Origin of the sequence: Haloferax profundi, from assembly GCF_001469865.1 — an archaeon.
Classification (GTDB): Archaea; Halobacteriota; Halobacteria; order Halobacteriales; family Haloferacaceae; genus Haloferax; species Haloferax profundi.
Window position 1 is genome coordinate 1 of record NZ_LOPV01000705.1, and the last position, 17,319, is coordinate 17,319.

General features: G+C 64.1%; 20 protein-coding genes. 11 read left to right on the top strand and 9 right to left on the bottom strand.

Going from position 1 to position 17,319, the window contains the following annotated elements; translation table 11 throughout:
• Positions 1-1,591: AAA family ATPase (locus AUR66_RS19505; protein WP_058573771.1), on the top strand; the 1,591-nt coding region annotated here is incomplete at its 5' end.
• A 64-nt stretch (positions 1,592-1,655) separates the two neighbouring features.
• Positions 1,656-1,973: a hypothetical protein gene (locus AUR66_RS19510; RefSeq protein WP_082682300.1), complete on the top strand. Its 318-nt coding sequence runs from the start codon at positions 1,656-1,658 to the stop codon at positions 1,971-1,973.
• Positions 1,974-1,996: 23 nt separating this feature from the next.
• Here AUR66_RS19510 and AUR66_RS19515 read toward each other — a convergent pair whose 3' ends face one another.
• Complete coding sequence (locus tag AUR66_RS19515) at positions 1,997-2,704, bottom strand: class I SAM-dependent methyltransferase (RefSeq protein ID WP_058573788.1); 708 nt, start codon at positions 2,702-2,704, stop codon at positions 1,997-1,999.
• A 63-nt stretch (positions 2,705-2,767) separates the two neighbouring features.
• On the bottom strand, positions 2,768-3,388 hold the full coding sequence (locus AUR66_RS19520; protein ID WP_058573773.1) for a DUF7509 family protein: 621 nt from the start codon (positions 3,386-3,388) through the stop codon (positions 2,768-2,770).
• A gap of 100 nt (positions 3,389-3,488) precedes the next feature.
• Between AUR66_RS19520 and AUR66_RS19525 the strand changes: the two genes are divergently transcribed.
• Positions 3,489-3,890: an ArsR/SmtB family transcription factor gene (locus AUR66_RS19525; RefSeq protein WP_058573774.1), complete on the top strand. Its 402-nt coding sequence runs from the start codon at positions 3,489-3,491 to the stop codon at positions 3,888-3,890.
• Between the two features lie 81 nt (positions 3,891-3,971).
• Entirely contained in the window at positions 3,972-4,361 is a 390-nt protein-coding gene (locus tag AUR66_RS19530) for a DUF7522 family protein (RefSeq protein WP_058573775.1), read from the top strand.
• A gap of 29 nt (positions 4,362-4,390) precedes the next feature.
• Here the strand turns inward: AUR66_RS19530 and AUR66_RS19535 are convergent, their stop codons facing one another.
• A complete protein-coding gene (locus AUR66_RS19535; RefSeq protein WP_058573776.1) occupies positions 4,391-7,228 on the bottom strand; it encodes a DEAD/DEAH box helicase in 2,838 nt (945 codons plus the stop codon).
• A gap of 90 nt (positions 7,229-7,318) precedes the next feature.
• Here AUR66_RS19535 and AUR66_RS19540 point away from each other — a divergent pair, with 90 nt between their 5' ends.
• A complete protein-coding gene (locus AUR66_RS19540; protein ID WP_058573777.1) occupies positions 7,319-7,597 on the top strand; it encodes a hypothetical protein in 279 nt (92 codons plus the stop codon).
• Positions 7,594-7,872, top strand: a complete 279-nt coding sequence (locus tag AUR66_RS19545; protein WP_058573778.1) for a hypothetical protein — start codon at positions 7,594-7,596, stop codon at positions 7,870-7,872. Before AUR66_RS19540 ends, AUR66_RS19545 begins: the two co-directional genes overlap by 4 nt.
• Before the next feature lie 17 nt (positions 7,873-7,889).
• Here the strand turns inward: AUR66_RS19545 and AUR66_RS19550 are convergent, their stop codons facing one another.
• Genes AUR66_RS19550 through AUR66_RS19560 form a run of 3 tightly spaced genes read right to left on the bottom strand, consistent with a single transcriptional unit; the run spans position 7,890 to position 11,804 of the window.
• Positions 7,890-8,672, bottom strand: a complete 783-nt coding sequence (locus AUR66_RS19550; RefSeq protein ID WP_058573779.1) for a metallophosphoesterase — start codon at positions 8,670-8,672, stop codon at positions 7,890-7,892.
• Positions 8,673-8,676: 4 nt separating this feature from the next.
• Positions 8,677-10,527: a hypothetical protein gene (locus AUR66_RS19555; protein ID WP_058573780.1), complete on the bottom strand. Its 1,851-nt coding sequence runs from the start codon at positions 10,525-10,527 to the stop codon at positions 8,677-8,679.
• Positions 10,524-11,804 carry a Single-stranded DNA binding protein gene (locus tag AUR66_RS19560; protein WP_058573781.1) on the bottom strand — a complete coding sequence of 427 codons (1,281 nt, stop codon included), beginning with the start codon at positions 11,802-11,804 and terminating at the stop codon, positions 10,524-10,526. The genes AUR66_RS19555 and AUR66_RS19560 overlap by 4 nt, the downstream gene beginning before the upstream one ends.
• A 114-nt stretch (positions 11,805-11,918) precedes the next feature.
• On the opposite strand from AUR66_RS19560, the gene AUR66_RS19565 reads away from it, so the two are divergent.
• Positions 11,919-12,287: a DUF7510 family protein gene (locus tag AUR66_RS19565; protein ID WP_058573782.1), complete on the top strand. Its 369-nt coding sequence runs from the start codon at positions 11,919-11,921 to the stop codon at positions 12,285-12,287.
• Between the two features lie 30 nt (positions 12,288-12,317).
• Here the strand turns inward: AUR66_RS19565 and AUR66_RS19570 are convergent, their stop codons facing one another.
• A complete protein-coding gene (locus tag AUR66_RS19570) occupies positions 12,318-13,373 on the bottom strand; it encodes a glycosyltransferase family 4 protein (RefSeq protein WP_058573789.1) in 1,056 nt (351 codons plus the stop codon).
• A gap of 121 nt (positions 13,374-13,494) precedes the next feature.
• Here AUR66_RS19570 and AUR66_RS19575 point away from each other — a divergent pair, with 121 nt between their 5' ends.
• Both AUR66_RS19575 and trxA read left to right on the top strand, forming a co-directional pair.
• Complete coding sequence (locus tag AUR66_RS19575; RefSeq protein WP_058573783.1) at positions 13,495-14,154, top strand: 2,5-diamino-6-(ribosylamino)-4(3H)-pyrimidinone 5'-phosphate reductase; 660 nt, start codon at positions 13,495-13,497, stop codon at positions 14,152-14,154.
• Between the two features lie 97 nt (positions 14,155-14,251).
• Positions 14,252-14,587, top strand: a complete 336-nt coding sequence (trxA, locus tag AUR66_RS19580; RefSeq protein WP_058573784.1) for a thioredoxin — start codon at positions 14,252-14,254, stop codon at positions 14,585-14,587.
• A gap of 121 nt (positions 14,588-14,708) precedes the next feature.
• Here trxA and AUR66_RS19585 read toward each other — a convergent pair whose 3' ends face one another.
• On the bottom strand, positions 14,709-15,023 hold the full coding sequence (locus AUR66_RS19585) for a NifU family protein (RefSeq protein WP_058573785.1): 315 nt from the start codon (positions 15,021-15,023) through the stop codon (positions 14,709-14,711).
• 126 nt (positions 15,024-15,149) lie between these two features.
• Here AUR66_RS19585 and AUR66_RS19590 point away from each other — a divergent pair, with 126 nt between their 5' ends.
• A complete protein-coding gene (locus tag AUR66_RS19590; RefSeq protein ID WP_058573786.1) occupies positions 15,150-15,866 on the top strand; it encodes a ribosome assembly factor SBDS in 717 nt (238 codons plus the stop codon).
• A gap of 66 nt (positions 15,867-15,932) precedes the next feature.
• On the opposite strand, the gene AUR66_RS19595 is transcribed toward AUR66_RS19590, so the two are convergent.
• Positions 15,933-16,262, bottom strand: coding sequence for an FUN14 domain-containing protein (locus tag AUR66_RS19595; RefSeq protein ID WP_058573787.1), 330 nt, complete (start codon positions 16,260-16,262; stop codon positions 15,933-15,935).
• 239 nt (positions 16,263-16,501) lie between these two features.
• Here AUR66_RS19595 and hflX point away from each other — a divergent pair.
• The coding region (gene hflX, locus AUR66_RS19600; RefSeq protein ID WP_082682299.1) for a GTPase HflX at positions 16,502-17,319 on the top strand (818 nt) is incomplete at its 3' end.

The following is a 17,319-nucleotide window of genomic DNA, read 5'->3' on the forward strand; positions in this document are numbered from 1 at the left end:
AGGCGTAACCTACGAGGACATCGGTGGACTCGACGACGAACTCGAACTCGTCCGCGAGATGATAGAGCTCCCACTCTCGGAACCCGAGGTGTTCGCACACCTCGGCATCGAACCGCCGAAGGGCGTGCTCTTACACGGCCCACCGGGTACCGGGAAGACGCTCATCGCGAAGGCCGTCGCCAACGAAGTCGACGCGACGTTCATCACGATTTCGGGGCCAGAAGTCCTCTCGAAATACAAAGGCGAGTCAGAAGAGAAACTCCGCGAGGTGTTCAAAGAGGCCCGCGAGCGCTCCCCGAGTATCATCTTCTTCGACGAAATCGACTCTATCGCAGCGAAGCGCGACGACGGCGGCGACGTCGAGAACCGCATCGTCGGCCAACTCCTCTCGCTCATGGACGGCCTCGACGCCCGCGGCGACGTCGTCGTCATCGGCGCGACGAACCGCGTCGATAGCCTCGACCCCGCACTCAGACGTGGTGGCCGATTCGACCGCGAGATAGAGATTGGCGTGCCGAACATCGCCGGTCGCCACGAGATTCTCGACGTGCACACTCGGCAGATGCCGCTCGCTGACGACGTGGATATCGACCGTCTCGCGTCTCGGACGCACGGGTTCGTCGGTGCCGACCTGGAATCACTGGCGAAGGAAGCCGCCATGACGGCCCTCCGTCGCTCCCGCCGGACCGGCGACGGCGTGTCAGTCTCCGAGATGACGGTGACACGCGGCGACTTCGAGGCGGCGATGGCGTCGGTGGAACCCTCGGCGATGCGCGAGTACGTCGCCGAGCAACCGACCAAAGGGTTCGAGGCCGTCGGCGGCCTCGACGACGTGAAACGGACGCTCGAACGCGCCGTCACGTGGCCGTTGACCTACGCACCGCTCTTCGAGGCGGCGGCGACTGACCCGCCGACCGGACTGCTCCTCTACGGCCCGCCGGGGACGGGGAAGACGCTTCTCGCACGCGCCATCGCCGCCGAGAGCGAAGTCAACTTCATCCACGTCGCCGGCCCCGAACTCCTCGACAGATACGTCGGTGAGTCCGAGAAGTCCGTCCGCGAGGTGTTCGACAGGGCACGACAGGCCGCGCCGAGCATCCTCTTTTTCGACGAGATAGACGCGCTGGCGACGAACCGCGACAGTATGGGGTCCGACTCCGGTGTGACAGAACGCGTCGTCTCGCAACTCCTCACCGAGATGGACAACGCCGCCGACAACCCGAACCTCGTCGTCCTCGCGGCGACGAACAGGCGGGACGCTCTCGACCCGGCACTCCTCCGCCCCGGACGACTGGAGACCCACGTCGAAGTCCCCGCACCCGACATCGAGGCCCGGCGTGCCATCCTCGACGTTCACGTCCGAGACAAGCCACTCGATTCCGATATCGACCTGAACGACGTGGCTGCCCACATGGACGGATACACGGGCGCGGACGTCGCTGCGGTCTGCCGTGAGGCGGCACTACGAGCAATCCAGGACGTCGCCGACGCGTACGAGGGCCCGGCCGCGAACGACCACGCCGACGAGATTCTCATCACCCGTGAGCACTTCGACGCGGCGTTGGCGTCTGTCTCGCCGACGCTCTCCTGACAGGCGAGATTATCAGGTCTCGTGACCTATTACGGTGCATGTTCACATGCAACAGAGGTGTGCCGTGAACGCGGCGTGGCGGCGAAAAGTCCGCCGCGAGTTGGACGCCCTCACGGGGGGTCCACTCTCGGCAGGGTGGTGGTTCACGAAAGCGGGTCTCCGCGTCGCGTTCGCCGAGTTCATCTTCATGTTCCTCGTGCTCATGAACAACGATGCAGACGCGATACTGGCGGTCAACGCCGGAGAATCGTCTGTCTTCTCGCTCCTCGTCCTCGTCTTGACGACGCCCGAGTACCTCGCCATCGCGGGTATCGTCTTCGTCGTCGCGCTCTTGCTGCCGTTCCTCCCGCGGCGCAATCAGGCGACGAACCAATGGGAGTAGCGGGCCGACACCCGCCCGCAGAGTCACCGAAGTCGTACCCGGTAGTAACTCGATTCGGGGTGCGAGTAGTGTACGTCCTGTACGTCGAGTCCGACCCTGCCCGCGACATCTCGAAGTCGGTCTGGCGAGACGAGCAGAAAGTCGAGGGCAGGCCCTCGCAAGTCGCCGTATTCGACGTGGAACTGTCGGCGCGCGAGACCAGTGCGTGAATCGGGTCGGTATCCAAAGAACTGGTCTGGGTCGATTCGACGTGGGTCGTAAGAGTCGACGACGAGTTCACCTGTCTGGGTGGTGAGCGTGTCGAGAGATGCGAGCAAGTCAGTGAGTCCGTCGAGGGTCCGTGCGAGGCCGATTTGCGTGCCAATCGCGAGTACCGTCTCGAACTGCCCGGATTCGACCGGCGGGTCGAACATATCTCCTACGACTGCGGACTCGACACCACGTTCCCGCGCCGTGCGAACGGCGTTCGGACTCACGTCGAAGGCGACGACGTCGCCGCGTTCTTGCACGACGAGTGCGTGTTGTCCCGCGCCGCACCCAACATCCAGCATGGGGGTCCGCAGCGACTCCACGAACGCCCACTTCTCGTCGGGCCAGCGCTCCTCTGGGACGAGATAGTGCTCGTAGATGGAGGCGTCGCCGACGTCCGCACCGTCGCGGTAGACGCAAGGGGCGCGCAGGCACCCACGGAATCTATCGAGCATCGCCAGTCCGAGCGCATCGTCGGGCATGACGATTCGACAGTCGCCCACCTGTCAGATAGGTTTGGTGAGTCGGTCGGTACCGAGACACGCCTAGTCGAGACAGTCCAAATCGCCGTGGAGTTCTCTGTTCATCACGTCCGCGACGAAGAGTCGGATGCGCTTGTGCAGTTCTTCTTCGGTGTCGTACGTCTCGACTCGCAGGTCCCAGCGCGCCCGTGCGGCCCGAATCATCTCGCTCGTTACCGACGACTCGTGGACGAAGACGATTCGGTCGCCGTGCGTCTCGGAGAGGCGTTTGAGGACGGACCCCGCCTCCTCGCCGACGCCGAAGTTGTGCCCCAGAAACGGGAGGACGAACACGGTTGCGTTGCTCGCCCGTGCAAAGGCGATGCTCTGCGTCGCGGCATCGACGTCGTCGGTGTCGATGTCTACGTCGACGGCGAGAAAGGCGTTGACACCGGGGTCGGCCCGAAGCGACCCCTGCACGCGACGAAGCAAGGCGAGTGCGTCGTCGATGTCGTCGCGAGCAGCGAACAACCGACGAATCGGGCCGGGGAGGTCCGCCACGTCGATATCTCGCAACTCCTCCTCCGAGAGGACGTAGTTCAGGTTGAACGATTTGTACGGGCCCATCACGTAGACGAGAAACCGGTCGTAGGTGGTTCGGCCGAGTGCCCTCCGAATGCCGTCTCGGGTGATGGTGTCGCGCATGTGGCTCCGTACTGACCGAACTCATATATAAAAAACGGCCTTTTCAGCGAAGTTCGAGTCGAGAACTGTTAAGTCGAGGGGAACCGTCTCTCCAGCTGAGATGGCGACGAACTCCCCACCCGACTCGGAGGGACTGCCGGAAGACCCCGCCGAGTTGCTGCCGCCGACGAGCGTCCTGACGCTGGACGAGTACCTCGACATGCAGGCGGCCATCGGTGACCGGACGCGGTTCACGCTCCTGTACCGGTTGGTCCACTTCGGGGAGCGAAGTCCGAAAGAACTCGAAGACGCACTCGACGTTCGGGCGAACACGCTCCACTACCACCTCCGGAAACTCGTTGACGTCGGCCTCGTCGAGAAACGAAAACGGAACTGCGCCGACGAAGAGGGGTTGTTCTCGTACTACCGTGCGACGTCGCTCGGCGCGGACATCCTCGAATACGGCGTCGAAGAACTCATTCGACGAGAGCGCGACTACCGCGACGCCTACTCGTCGGACTGAGACGACACCGTCTTCGGACACCTGTCACGTCACCTGCCGGATGCGCCGCCTATTTGTCACTCGGTCACACACCGAAAGACAATGTCAAACCTCCTCCCCGAGGAAGCACAGGAAAAGCTGATTTCGACGTGTCGTGCCGCCGCCGGCGACAGTCTCCGGTCGCTGACGTACTTCAACCGATTCGACTACCTGCAGGTGTACCTCCGCGACGACCTCGAACAGGAGGCCGACCTCAACTCCTTCATCGGAAACGAATGGCACGACTTCAAGATGACACAGGACGCCTACCGCGGGTCCGAACTCGGCGACTACCAGTACACGATTCGGGTGTTCGAAAACGGCTATCTCGTCCGTATCACCCTCGAAGACTTCGGCGTGTTCGTCACGACCGACGGCATCACGATGCAAGACTTCGAGGCGCTCAGAACGGCTGTGACGACGATTCTCGAAGAGTGGGCGATAGCCGAGTAAAGAGCACGTAGCGACGTTTCGAAGCCGAATCAGTCCCAGAACGACTGCGTCCGGGCGTACTCGCGTTCTCGTTCGAGGATGTCGCGGTAGAAGTCGTCGTCGTCCTCGCGGAGTTTGTTGATGATGCGCGCCGCGTTGTGCGGGCCGACACCTCGCGCGGCGAGTGCGATGACCGCCTTCTTCCCGTGGGCCTGCACCAGACTCGCCGACCGATACGCCCGCTTCGTGAGGCGCTCTTGTTCGTCGTCTTTCTCCGTCGCGCGAACCGCCTTCACCGTCTCGTCGTCCCACGGGTTGAGCGCCGCAATCCGCGTCGCGCCACACTTCGGGCACTCAGGTGGGTCGCGGACGCGTTCGACCTTCGTCTTTCGCGTCCACTCCTTGCAGTGGAGACACGCGAGCAACACCCGGTCGTTTTGAATCCGGTCACGAATCGTCTCGATGACACTCGCGTCGGCGTTTTCGGGGACGAGCAGGTCGGTCCCCGACCCACGGCCACCGGTTCCGATTGGCGTCGGTTCGCGGGCGACGACGAGTTCCACGTCGCCGTCACGGAGTCGCCGGAGAAGGTCGACCGTGTCGTCGACTGCGAGGTCGGTGTGGAACACCTCTCTGACCGCTTCGTCGTAGACCGGCGTGTCTTCGAGCGCGGCGAGGAGTCGGTCACCGCCGAACCGACCCTTCCCCTGCCAGCGTTTGAGTGCCCCGAACTTCGCGGCGACCTGTGCGAGCGTGAACTTCAGCGAGTCGGCGCGTTTGAGTGCGAGTTCGAGGAGCGCTTCGACGTGGTCGGGGTCCGTCTCGCGGAGTACCTCGGCGAACGTCGTGGGACTGACCTTGCCCGGCACGTCGAACTCGACTCGGTAGGGGTCGACTTCCATCCCGACCGACGACCCGGTTCGTTGCCCGATGAGCGCCGAGAGGAGTCGGCCGAGCGTCTCGTTCACTCGATGGCCGTAACAGGAGTTCAGCGTCACGTTTCTGGGTGACCCTTCGAGGACGAGACGGTCTGCCGTCGGAATCGGCGCTCCCGTCTCGACTTGTCGCTCGATGGGGCCGAGCGCCGTCGAGACTGTCGCCGCGTCGGTCGGGTATCGCTGTGCGATGTCGCGAGCGACATCGTCGCGGTCTGCCCCCGATTCGAACTGCGGTGCAGCTACGTCGCGGAGTTCACCGACCTCACCGGCGACTGGAGCAGGAACCGGAATCTCCGACCCGACCCACGACGGCACCTCGCCGCCGGGGTCTTCTATCGGCGAGACGTTGACGCGGGCCTCTTCGTCGTCGACGTCGTTGACGCGCCACATCTCGCCGCGCTGGATGAACGTCGCGCCCGGCGAGGCGAAGTTGAGGACGAACTTCTCGTCGAGCGTCCCGATTTGCCGACGCGAGGACATGTCGTGGACGTCGTACGTCTCCTCGTCGGGAATCATCGAGAGGTTGGCGTAGAAGTACTGCCACGTCCCACCCGACTTTTCGAGGAGGTCTTTGTCTTCGTCCAACCAGAGCAATCGATTCTGTGAGAGTTCGCGGACGACGGCGCGGAAGTCGCCCTCTGAGAGGTTGCGGAACGGGTACGCCCGCGTGATAATCTCGTAGGTTCGTCGGGCGGACACGTCACCGTAGTCCATGACGACGCCGACGATTTGGTTGGCGACGGTGTCGAGACTCCCGTGGTGGACGCGGGCGGGTTCGACCGCTCCCGACTCCGCACGGCGAGCGATTGCGAGTGCTTCGAGCGTATCGTCCGGGTGGTCGGTGACGATGGTTCCGCGGGAGACGACGCCCAATCGATGCCCGGCACGGCCGACACGCTGGAGGAGTCGCGAGACTTCGCGGGGACTGTTGTACTGGACGACGTGGTCGACTCGGCCAACGTCGATGCCGAGTTCCATCGACGAGGTGCAGATGAGTGCGTCCAACTCGCCCGCTTTGAATCGGTCTTCCACGTCGATACGAACGTCCTTCGAGAGCGACCCGTGGTGGACTTCGATGGGGTCGTCGAGTGCCTTGAACCGCGAACCGAGCGCTTCGGCGGTTTGACGGGTGTTGACGAAGACGAGGACTGACTCGTGTGTGCGGACGATGTCGCGTATCGTCCGGACGTGACTCGCAATCTCGGGGTCTGTCGCGAGTCGCCCGGCGAGTCGTTCGTCTTCGTTCGTCACCTCGGGGCGGACCACGTCGAACTCGACGCGGTTGTCCACGTCGACTTCGATGATTTCGAAGTCGCGGTCCCCGGTCAGGAACTTCCCGACTTCGGTGGGCGACCCGACGGTGGCCGAAAGCCCGATTCGCTGGAACGGCCCCGCGAGTTCTCGCAGGCGCTCCAATCCGATAGTCAATTGCGCGCCGCGCTTCGCCGACGCGAGTTCGTGAACCTCGTCGACGACGACGTGGTGCACGTCCGAGAGGGCCTTCCGCAACTTCTTGCCCGTGAGCATCGCCTGCAACGTCTCGGGCGTCGTCACCAGCACGTCCGGCGGGTCGTTGGCCTGCTTCTGTCGCTGGTACTGCGTGGTGTCGCCGTGTCGAACGTCGATGTCGATATCGAGCACGTCACCCCACCAGTCGAGGCGTTCGCGCATGTCGCGGTTCAGCGCACGCAGGGGCGTGATGTAGAGTGCCGAGATACCGAATCGGTCCTCGGCGTCGGAGATAGCCGAAAAGACCGGCAACATCGCCGTCTCCGTCTTTCCGGTCCCCGTCGGCGCGATGATGAGGCCGTTCTTCCCGGCGGCGAGTGGCGGAATCGCCCGACGCTGTGGCTCTGTCGGCGTCGAAAATCCACGTTCCGAGAGCGCAGCCCGAACGGGAGACGAGAGCGTCGTGAACGCGTCCATTCCGGCGGCCTCGCCGTCTGGCATCGCCCGAGGTTACGGTTCGAGGCTATTGAGCACACCGCTCGGGGCGGCCACAGCCGGATGATTCATGTCGATCGTGAATCAATTTCGGGCGTGTCCCCGAAACGAGTCTACTGGTCCGCGTTCGCCGTTTTCGGTCTCTGTGCCGCCGTCGATGTCGCGCTCGACGTGTCCGCGGGAGACGTGGGTATCAACACCGCGGCGGCGACCGCGGGCGTCGTCACGGTCGGTTACGCATCGGTCGTCGCCCTCCGCGACCCCGACCGTGCCCGAGTCCCGTCGGACTGGAGCCCGCTCGTCTATCTCGTCGTCCTCGGCGCGGCGCTCTACACGTTCGGCGTCGCTCTCCAACTGTACTCGGTGGTGACGTGACTCCCGAACGGACGTTCTGGCTGTCGCAGGCGGGGTTTCTCGTCGGCAATGCGCTCATCGCCTTCGGCGTCGGGACTCGTGAACTCGCTCTGTGGGAGGTTGTCTTCTGGGCGGGCCTCGTCGGTCTCAGCGGTGTGTTCGTGGTGTACGCCGTACAGGAACGAGAGCGAGGTGTTCCCGAGTACTTCCGTGAGTGGTCCGGGTGGCAGCGGATGGCGCAGATTGGGGGTGTGGTCGTGTTCGTTCTCGGCGTCCTCGTCGTCGCGTTCTCGTAGCCTGCACTCTGCGTTCGTCAGACGCTCTGATAGTCGCCCAACCGCGTCCCGTCCAGCAGGTACGCTTCGCCGTCGGCGAGGCCATCTGGGAGAAACGGTGAGAGAAATCCCTGTCCGGGGACGTTGACCCACGTCCCACCGGAGGTGTCGTTGAACGCCGGAAACAGGACGATTTCCGGGTCGTGCCACTCCAACTCCGACGCGTCGACGTCGAAGTGGTCGGCGAACACGTCGGGAACAAGTTGTCCGCGGAGCCACGCGCGCTCTTTGCGCGCACCGCCGACTTCGTCTTCGAGTCTGACCGCTGGGTGCTCGTGGGCCGAACAGACCACGTCGGCGGCGAGCACGTCTCGCGAGGGCCACGTGTGGCCGTGGCAGAAGCCAACGTCACCGAGGCGAACGCCAGCCCTGTCTGTCACCTCGACGCTATCGCCGAAGAAGTCCGACAGACCGCCGTCGTGGTTTCCGGGGACGAGTGTCATCTCGGCCCGGTCGGTCACCGCTTCGACGAGGGTGGTCAACTCCTCGGCTTCCACTCCTTTCGGGTCGCCGATACGGTGGCCCAAATCACCGAGGACGACGAGGCGGTCCGCGTCGGTCCGGTCGAGGAGCGAGAGCAGTCGCTCACGGCGAACTGCGGCGTTCGACGGGAGTTCGACGCCTCGCTCGTAGCGTAGTCCGGCCTCGATACCGGCGTGGTAGTCCGCGACGACGAGCGAGCGCTCCGGGAATCCGCGGCGCGTCGTCTGGGCGACGGCCGCGGGTTCGCCGGGAATCGGTTCGACGAGCAGGCCGGCCACCGCCTCAGATAGCCTTCAGCACGTCGTCCTGTGGTTCGTAGCACCGGCCGCCGAGGAGCGCATCCTGAATCGCGTCTTCGACGGCATCCGCGTCGGCACCGTACTCGTCGACGACGGCAGCGACGACGTCGTCGTGTGCCGCACCGTCGCCGTCGTCGATAGCTTCCATCGTTTCGACGACTGCCGATTCGAGGTCGACGTCTTCCGCCGGCGTGACATCGGTGGACTCGGATTCGGCGTCGTCTGCTTCGGCGTCGTCGGGTTCGGACGCCGGGGCAGATTCAGACACTGGTTCGGGTTCAGGTGCCGACTCCGGTTCGGCACCGGCCGCCGATTCGGATTCGAGTTCGTCCACGTCGGGCACGTCGATGTCCGCCTCACCGGCGGGGTCGACGTCGGTCCCAGTCGTGAACTCCGTGCCGAACTCAGATTCGATTTCGGCGCGTTCCTCGTCGTCCATCTCGTACATACCGGACGGGTCGGTGGCGTCACTCGCGGACGCGTCTGTGTCGGTGGCCGCCGCCGCGTCGGCGACGGTCCCTGTGTCCGCCTCCGAGTCCGTCTCGTCGATGTCCGGCAGGTCGTCGTCGAAGTCGCCCAACTCGTCGAGTTCGGGTTCGTCGAGTGGGTCGTCGTCCGCGACAGCGTCGTCGAAGTCGCCGAGCGTTCCACTCGAATCCGACTCGACAGACGGTTCGGGGTCGGCCGCCACGTCTGGCGCAGCAGTGTCCTCAGACGGCGTCTCGTCTGCACCCGTGGTCGTTGCCGACGGCGTCTCGTCGTCCGCGTCGGGAGTCGTGGGTTCTGCGACCGATTCGCCCTCGGTCGGTGCTGTCGTCGCTTCGGTAGCAACTGGCTCGGAATCGGTTTCCGAGACGGTGTCGGTGTCTGCCTCGGCGACTGGTTCGGTCTCGGGTTCGGCGGCAGGTTCGGAGTCCACGTCAGAGACCGGTTCTGTGTCAGGTTCAGACTCGACAGATTCGGAGTCCACTGCTTCGACTGTCTCCGCCTCTACATCGACTGCCTCCGTCTCGGCGGCGACTGTCTCTGTCTCGACTCCCTCGGATTCGGCCGGTGCAGCATCTGCTTCGGGGGCGGAGGCGACGTCGACGTTGTCGGCCGGCAAGAGGTCGAGTTCCGGCAGGGGGCCGAGCGTCGCGTCGCCGTCGTCACCCGGCGACACCGAGAGGTTCTCCACCTGGTCGCGTTCGCCGGCGACGAGTTCGAGTGCCTGCACGGCGAGTTCCCGAACCGCTTCGAGGTACGCCCGAGTCGTCCCGTAGTGGTCGATAGCGCGCGGGATGCCTGCGGCGAGCGTCGACTCGACGCCACGCGCTTCGAGGGCACGACGAAGTTCGTCCCCGCGCTGGGGCATCGAGAGCGCTTCGTCGAACACCGCGATACGGTCGAGCGTCGCTTCGGCCGTCGTCACGAGCCATCGGTCACGCACGTCGGCGTCGACGGTGTTGATGCTCTCCGGGCGAATCGACGTGTAGACCACGTCGGCGTCGTCCGGTTCGTACGTCCGGGCCTTTCCGGCGAGTGCGACGAACGCCGGCGGCGTCGCCTGGTCGAGGAACGCCATCGGGTCGGGTTGGTACTGGCCGGCGTAGGTGACGAACGCACCCGTCGGGTCGGCGATACGGCCGCGGAGCACCTCGTCGTTGACGTGTTCGACTTCGGTGAGTGCGCCGGCGACGAAAGTGCGGTTCAGGCGTGCGCCCGTCGGCGTGACCACGTAGTTCGGCGCGCGTTCTTCGTCGCTCTCTGAGTACGACAGGGACGCGTCGTCGAACTCGGCAGCGAAGACGCGGTAAGCGACTTCGCGCGTCCCCACGACTGGCGAGGAACTCATGCGCGCACCTCCGTCAGGAGGGCCGTCGCACGGTCGGCCGGGTCGTCGTCGCTCTCTTCGAACTCGTCTGCTTCGAGGTTCGCACCGTACTCGTCTACGGAGAGGTTGCCGCGGACACGGTACTCGTGGCCGACGAGTTTCGACGCGATGTCGTCGGCGACGACTTCCTTGTCCATCGCTTCGCGGGCGGCGGCCATCGCGTCTTCCATCGTGCCACCGTAGACGTCGGTCGTCAGGTCGTGGTCGAGAATCGCGGTCAGCGTCCCGGTTCCGTCGTCGAGAATCGCCTTCACGCGCATGTCGTCTTCGCCGTCGACCTCGCCGTGCTGGCGGCACTGGCCGTTCTGCACGACACGGCCACAGTCGGGACAGCGCTCGATGAGGCCGGAGCCGTCGCGCACTTCGAGGACGTTCCCGAGGACTTCCACGTCGAACATCCCGCCGGCGTCGACTGCCTCGCCAATCTTGAGTCGAGGTGCGGAGTCGGTCACGGCGACCGGTTCGTCGAGGACGTCGAGCGTCGTGAACTCGGAGAGGTTCACCTGCGGGACGCCACGGAACTCGCGGACGTACACGTCCGAGAGGCGGACGTTTGCACCTTCTTCGATGTCCGGGCGAGGCATCCAGTCGGTGAAGGGCAAGCGACCCGTCTCGTCGGCGAGTACGCCGGAGAGGATAGTCGTCTCGCCGTCACGGCCGCTGATAGTCCGCGATTCGACTTCGAGGACGCGAACGTCCACGACGCGCCCGCGGTCACCGGCCTGTAAGTCGATGAGGTCCGCGTGGCCACCGATTCGGTCGTCGTACGGCGTCTCGACCGTCTCGGATTCGACGCCGACGGTCGATGCCGCGCCGATGTTGAGTTCGGGATTCCCGTCCCACTCACGGACGCCGGCGTTCCCGATAGTGACCGAGTCGCCGGGTTCGAGGCCGAAGTCCTGCCACGCCGTGTAGGAGATGACTCCCGATTCGTCGGCGAGTTCTCCCTCACGGATGGTCTGTTCGTCACCCTGGTAGACGATAGACCGCGTCCCGACGGTGAGGACGCGGGCCGATACCGTCACGTTCCCGCCGTCCGGGCCGATGTCGGCGATGCGCTTGGACGACGGCGCCGCGTCGCTCCCGGAGGAGCCGCCGCCGTGTTTTCGGCGGACGCTCTGTTTGGCTTCGTCCAGTGGGACGCTGTACTGCAAGAGGTTCTGCAGGTCGGATTTGACCTCCTCTTTGTCGACACCGAGGGCGGAGGCAAGCTCCTCGGCATGGTGGTCGATTTCCATCGATGAGGCATTCGCCCCCTTCGGATAAAAAGGATTGCCGGCGGGGGTGAGACCCACGGCCGAGTCGGGTGCCGTGGGCGAATCACTAAGTGTACGCGTGTCAGTTGGAGACGTATGACGAACGACGAAACGCCCGAGACAGAAGAGGAAGTCTCCTTCTCCGTGACCATCGAAGACGGGTGGACGACGATTCTGATGGAAGGCGACAAGGACACCGCAGTCGTCGTCCGCTCGGCGTCGGGCGAGCGAATCTATCTCCCACCGGAAGGGTTCGACGCCGGCCAGTCGGACGACAGTCCGTACCAGCGCTCGGACAGTCCCTACCAGACGGCGTACGACTCTCCGTACCAGTCGGTCCAGACCGACGACTCACCGTATCAGTCTGCACGTGGCACGATGCCTCGCGAAGGGATGGTCCCGACCCGCGATGGCTACCGGATTCGACACCCCGAACCGGTGACCGACCTCCGATTGCTTCGGTAACGAAAACGACGCCTCGAATTCGACCGCGACTTATTCTTCTTCGTCTTCTTCGCCTTCTTCGAGAACCTGGTGGTAGTACGCGACTGTCTCGTCGACGACGCGGTCCCACGTGTACGGTTCGTACTCGGGTTCGCCTTCGAGCGAGAGTCCGTACTCGATGCCGTCGGCGATGGAGCGCGAGTCCGGTTCGACTTCGATGACACAGTCTTCCGGGAGAACCTCCGCTGCACCGCTCTCGGTGGCGACGACACGGGTGCCGGTCGAGAGCGCCTCCACGATGGTGATGCCGAACGGTTCGGAGAGCGATGGCGAGACGAAGAGGTCCGCCGAGGCGTAGTAGTCACCGAGTTCCTCTTCTGGGACGTAGCCTGCCCACTCGATTCGGTCTTCGACGCCGAGAAGTTCCGCGAACCGCTTGAGTTGGTCCGTGAGGTGTCCCGACCCGCCCATGACGAGCGTCACGTCCTCGCGGTCGAGTTTCTCCAGCGCGTAGACGAGGTGCGAGATACCCTTCTGGTCGGTGTGTCGGCCGACGAAAAAGAGCATCTTCCCGTCGATGTCGAGTTCGGCTTTGATGTCGCGGCCGGTCGTCTCGCACTCCGAGAAGCCGTTGTAGATGACGTGACAGTCGCCGCCGTACTCTTCTTTGACCTTGCCGGCGAGGAGTTTGCTCACCGCGAGCAGGTGGTCACAGCGCTCTGCGATGCGGCGTTCGGTTTCGACTTCGCGCTGCGGCGGGTCGATGTTGCGGTCCGACGAGAGCGAGTGGAAGGTGGTTATCCACTCGACGTCCTCGTTGTTCGACTTCGCGCGCGACCCGGGGCCGTAACCGAACCAGTCGTGCGTGTGGACGATATCGGCGTCCGCAGCACGCTCGGCGAACGTCGTTCCCAACCGGCCGATTCGCGTGATGATGTCCCCCTCGCCCGTCGGGACGCCGACGATACCCTCGCGTTCGGGCGCGTACTCGGCGGGTAAGACGAGTTCGATGTCGACGTCGTCCCGGTCTTCGAGTCGCTCGAACATCTCGCCGACGTGTGTGTCGAGACCACCGCTGACGTTCGGCGGGAAGCCCCAACCCAACATGAGGACCTTTGGTTTCATTGATGGCACAATCTACCACACAACCCTATTTAATTCCTGTCCGAGTGAAACCACCGCAAGACGTCACCGAAAGGCGTTTTCACCGCCCCACCGACCGTCGGGTATGCACGTCCACGTGAACGCCGCCACGAGCGCAGACGGAAAACTCTCGTCGCGTCGCCGCGAGCAGGTGAAGATTAGCGGCGTCGACGACTTCGCCCGCGTGGACGAGATTCGCGCGGCATCCGACGCCGTCCTCGTCGGCGTCGGCACCGTCCTCGCCGACGACCCGCACCTCACGCTCGACGAGTCGTCACTCGTCTCTGCACGCGAGTCGCGCGGCGAGACACCACACCCCGCCAGAGTCGTCGCCGACTCCCGCGCCCGGACGCCGACTGACGCTCGAATCCTCGACGACGTAGCGACGACGTACGTGCTGGTCTCCGAGGCAGCACCCGCAGACCGATGTGCGGCGCTCGAAGACGCAGGCGCAGTCGTCGTCGCCGCCGGCGAGGACCGTGTCTCGTTCCCAGAGGCATTCGACGTGCTCGAATCGCGCGGCGTCGAGCGGGTGATGGTCGAAGGCGGCGGCGAAGTCATCTTCTCGCTGTTCGAAGACGCCCTCGTGGACGAACTCACGCTCTACGTCGGGTCGATGATTATCGGCGGGCGCGACGCGCCCACGCTCGCCGACGGCGACGGATTCGTCGAAGACTTCCCTCGTCTGTCGCTCCAGTCGGTCGAGCGAGTCGACGACGGTGTGCTGCTGTCGTACAGGTGCTGACGACCCCGCTCAGGCCGTCAATCTCACGGTTTCGCGGTCGTGCGACCCCGCGCAAACGGGCGCAACGAGTAAGAGTGTCGCGCCGATAGTCAAAAGCATGAGTACACCGAAGACAACCAACGCCCCCATCCACGTCGAGAGTGCGGACCACCTCGACGAACTCATCGCCGACAACGACATCGTCCTCGTCGACTACCACGCCGAGTGGTGTGGGCCGTGCAAGATGCTCGAACCCACCGTCGCAGAGATTGCCGAGGAGACGAGCGCCGTCGTCGCGAAAGTCGACATCGACGAACTGCAAGAACTCGCCCGCGACCAGCAGATTCGCAGCGTCCCTACGCTCCAGTTCTACGCGAACGGCGAGAAGGCCCACCAGGTCATCGGTGTCCAGGGCAAGGACGACCTGGTCGAGGTCATCGAGCAACTCGCGTAAGCGCTCTTTTCTCGCGCGTCTCGGTTTCCAACGCACATCGCACGGCGTGACCGACCGCTACGTAGCAGTCGAGACCGAAGGCTCGAACGCGACGTGGAGATATCGAGAGAGAAATCGAGGTTCAGAACGGAGCGTCGGACACGTCGGGTTCGAACCCTGCGCCCGGTTCGTCGTCGTAGAATCCGCCGGTCGAAGCGTGGACGGCGTCGATTTCGTCGAACTCCACGACCATGCGGGACTTGAGTGCCTGAATCGTCATGGGTGAGATACCGCACCCGGAACACGCGCCGGTGAGCGAAATCCAGACTTCACCGGTCTCCTCGTCGATTGCTTCGATACCGGCGCTCCCACCGTGCATCTGAATCTGCGGGAAGTTGCGGCGCATGAACAACTCGATGCGTTCTTCGAGAGACTTCTCGGAGGCTTGCGAACTCATACTGCATCGTGGGGGTCGGGCGAGCATAACGGTTTCTTCGGTCCGTGAACCGACGGATTTCGGCAGACGACACCGCAGACACTCGGTCGGCGAGGGCTTTTTACCACGGAGAGAGTATCGGAACCTATGATTTCACTCGACGAGGCAGTCACCGCCCGCCTGGAATCTCACGGCGCGCGCTTCGAGGTACTCATCGACCCCGACGCAGCACTGGCCATCAAGCGAGACGAGTTCGACGGTGACCTCGAGGAGGTTATCGCCGCAGAGGACGTGTTCGAAGACGCCTCCCGCGGCGACCGTCCCGCCGAAAACGACCTCGAAAAGGTGTTCGGGACGACCGACCCGATGGAGATTATCCCCGAAGTCGTCAAGCAAGGAGAGATTCAGATCACGGCGGACCAGCGCCGTGAGATGCAAGAACAAAAGCGCAAGTCGCTCATCAACCGCATCGCCCGCAACGCGGTCAACCCGCAGATGAACGACTCGCCGCACCCGCCGGAACGCATCGAGCGCGCGCTCGAAGAAGCCGGGTTCAAAATCGACCCGATGGAACCGGTCGAATCGCAGGTCGACGACGCGCTCGAAGCGCTCCGTCCGGTCTTGCCTATCAAGTTCGCCGAAGTCACCATCGCCGTCCAGTTGCCCGCCGAGTACGCCGGCAGCGGACAGGCACAGATTCGAAGCTACGGCGACCTCGAACGCGAAGAGTGGCAAAACGACGGGTCGTGGGTCGGCGTCATCACGTTCCCCGCAGGGATGCAAAATGACTTCTACGACAAGGTGAACAACATCACGAGCGGCACCGCAGAGACGCGAATCGTCAAAGACGAAGACGACCTCTGAGGTCGTCGAAGACGAGCGATTCGATAGCGTTCGGTTCGACGGCGACTGAAAACTGTCGTCCAGCGGTTATCCTTTCTTGAACCCGACGAGGAATCCGCCGGAGAACCCTGCGGAGATAGAGAGTGTGGAGAGAATCGTCGATATCCAGTCTGGCGGTGCGCCGGTCGCGGCGTCCTGCGTCGCGCTCACCAGTCCGCCGGTGAGACGCTCCCAGTCGACTGTGAGGATGCCGCGCGATTCGAGGAACTTGAACACCGCGAGTTCGAGGCCGACGATGACGGCGATGAGCTTCGCCACCTTCTTGGCGGCAAATCCGATGATACCGCCGATGACGGCCCCGCTCCCGAACTCGAGGCCGAGTTGTTGCGGGTCCAAGCTTAGTTGCAAGGGGTCCATACGCCGAACATCCTGCCCGTTCGTATAAGTCATTTGTGGGGGACAGTCTGGAGAATCGAGACGAGTCCTCGCCCGTGTGGAACCGACACGAGTACGCCTCCGTAACGTCCGGTATGGACTCGGAGGTGACGAGAGACCATCTCGCCGCGTGACCAGTTCCGAGCGGGGCTTAAGTGTCTCGGGCAAGTAGTACCTCGTGACACAGTGCAGGCAACGTACCACACAATCGAGGTGGGACGATGACGCGCGTCATCGTCGCGAAGCGCGTCGACCGCGGAGACGCCGAACTCACCGAGATAACGGACCTCGCCCGCGCGGCGGGGTACGAGGTCGTCGGACACCTCTCGCAGACCCGCGAAGAGGACGCGGCCTACCACTTCGGTGAGGGGAAGGTCGGAGAGTTAGCGGCGCTCGTCGCCCGCGAGGACGCGAAGGCCGTCATCTTCGACAACCGACTGGGCCCGTACCAGACGTACAACATCGCCCAGAAACTCCCATCCGATGTCGAAGTCATCGACCGCTTCACGCTCATCCTCGAGATATTCGGTCAGCGGGCCAACACCCGCAAAGCGCAGTTACAGGTCGAACTCGCCGAGTTACGTTACGAACTCCCGCGCGCAGAGGCGAAAGCCTCGCTCGCCAAGCGCGACGAGCGCCCCGGGTTCATGGGTCTCGGGGAGTACGACGAGAGCCGCGAACGCGACATCAAAGCGCAGATTTCGCGCATCAAGAACGAACTCGACGCCATCGCCGACAAAGAAGAGACACGGCGCGAACAGCGCCGCGAGTCCGGGTTCGACCTCGTCGCCCTCGCAGGCTACACGAACGCCGGGAAGTCGACGCTGATGCAACGACTCGCGGCCGACCTGGAGGTCGGCCAAAACGACGACTTGCACCCTGACCTCGATCCGACTGCCGAGTCGCAAGACAAGTTGTTCACGACGCTCGGGACGACGACGCGCCGGGCCGAAACGGGCAAACACGACGTGCTCCTCACCGACACTGTCGGGTTCGTCTCCGACCTCCCCCACTGGCTGGTCGAGTCGTTCAAGTCGAC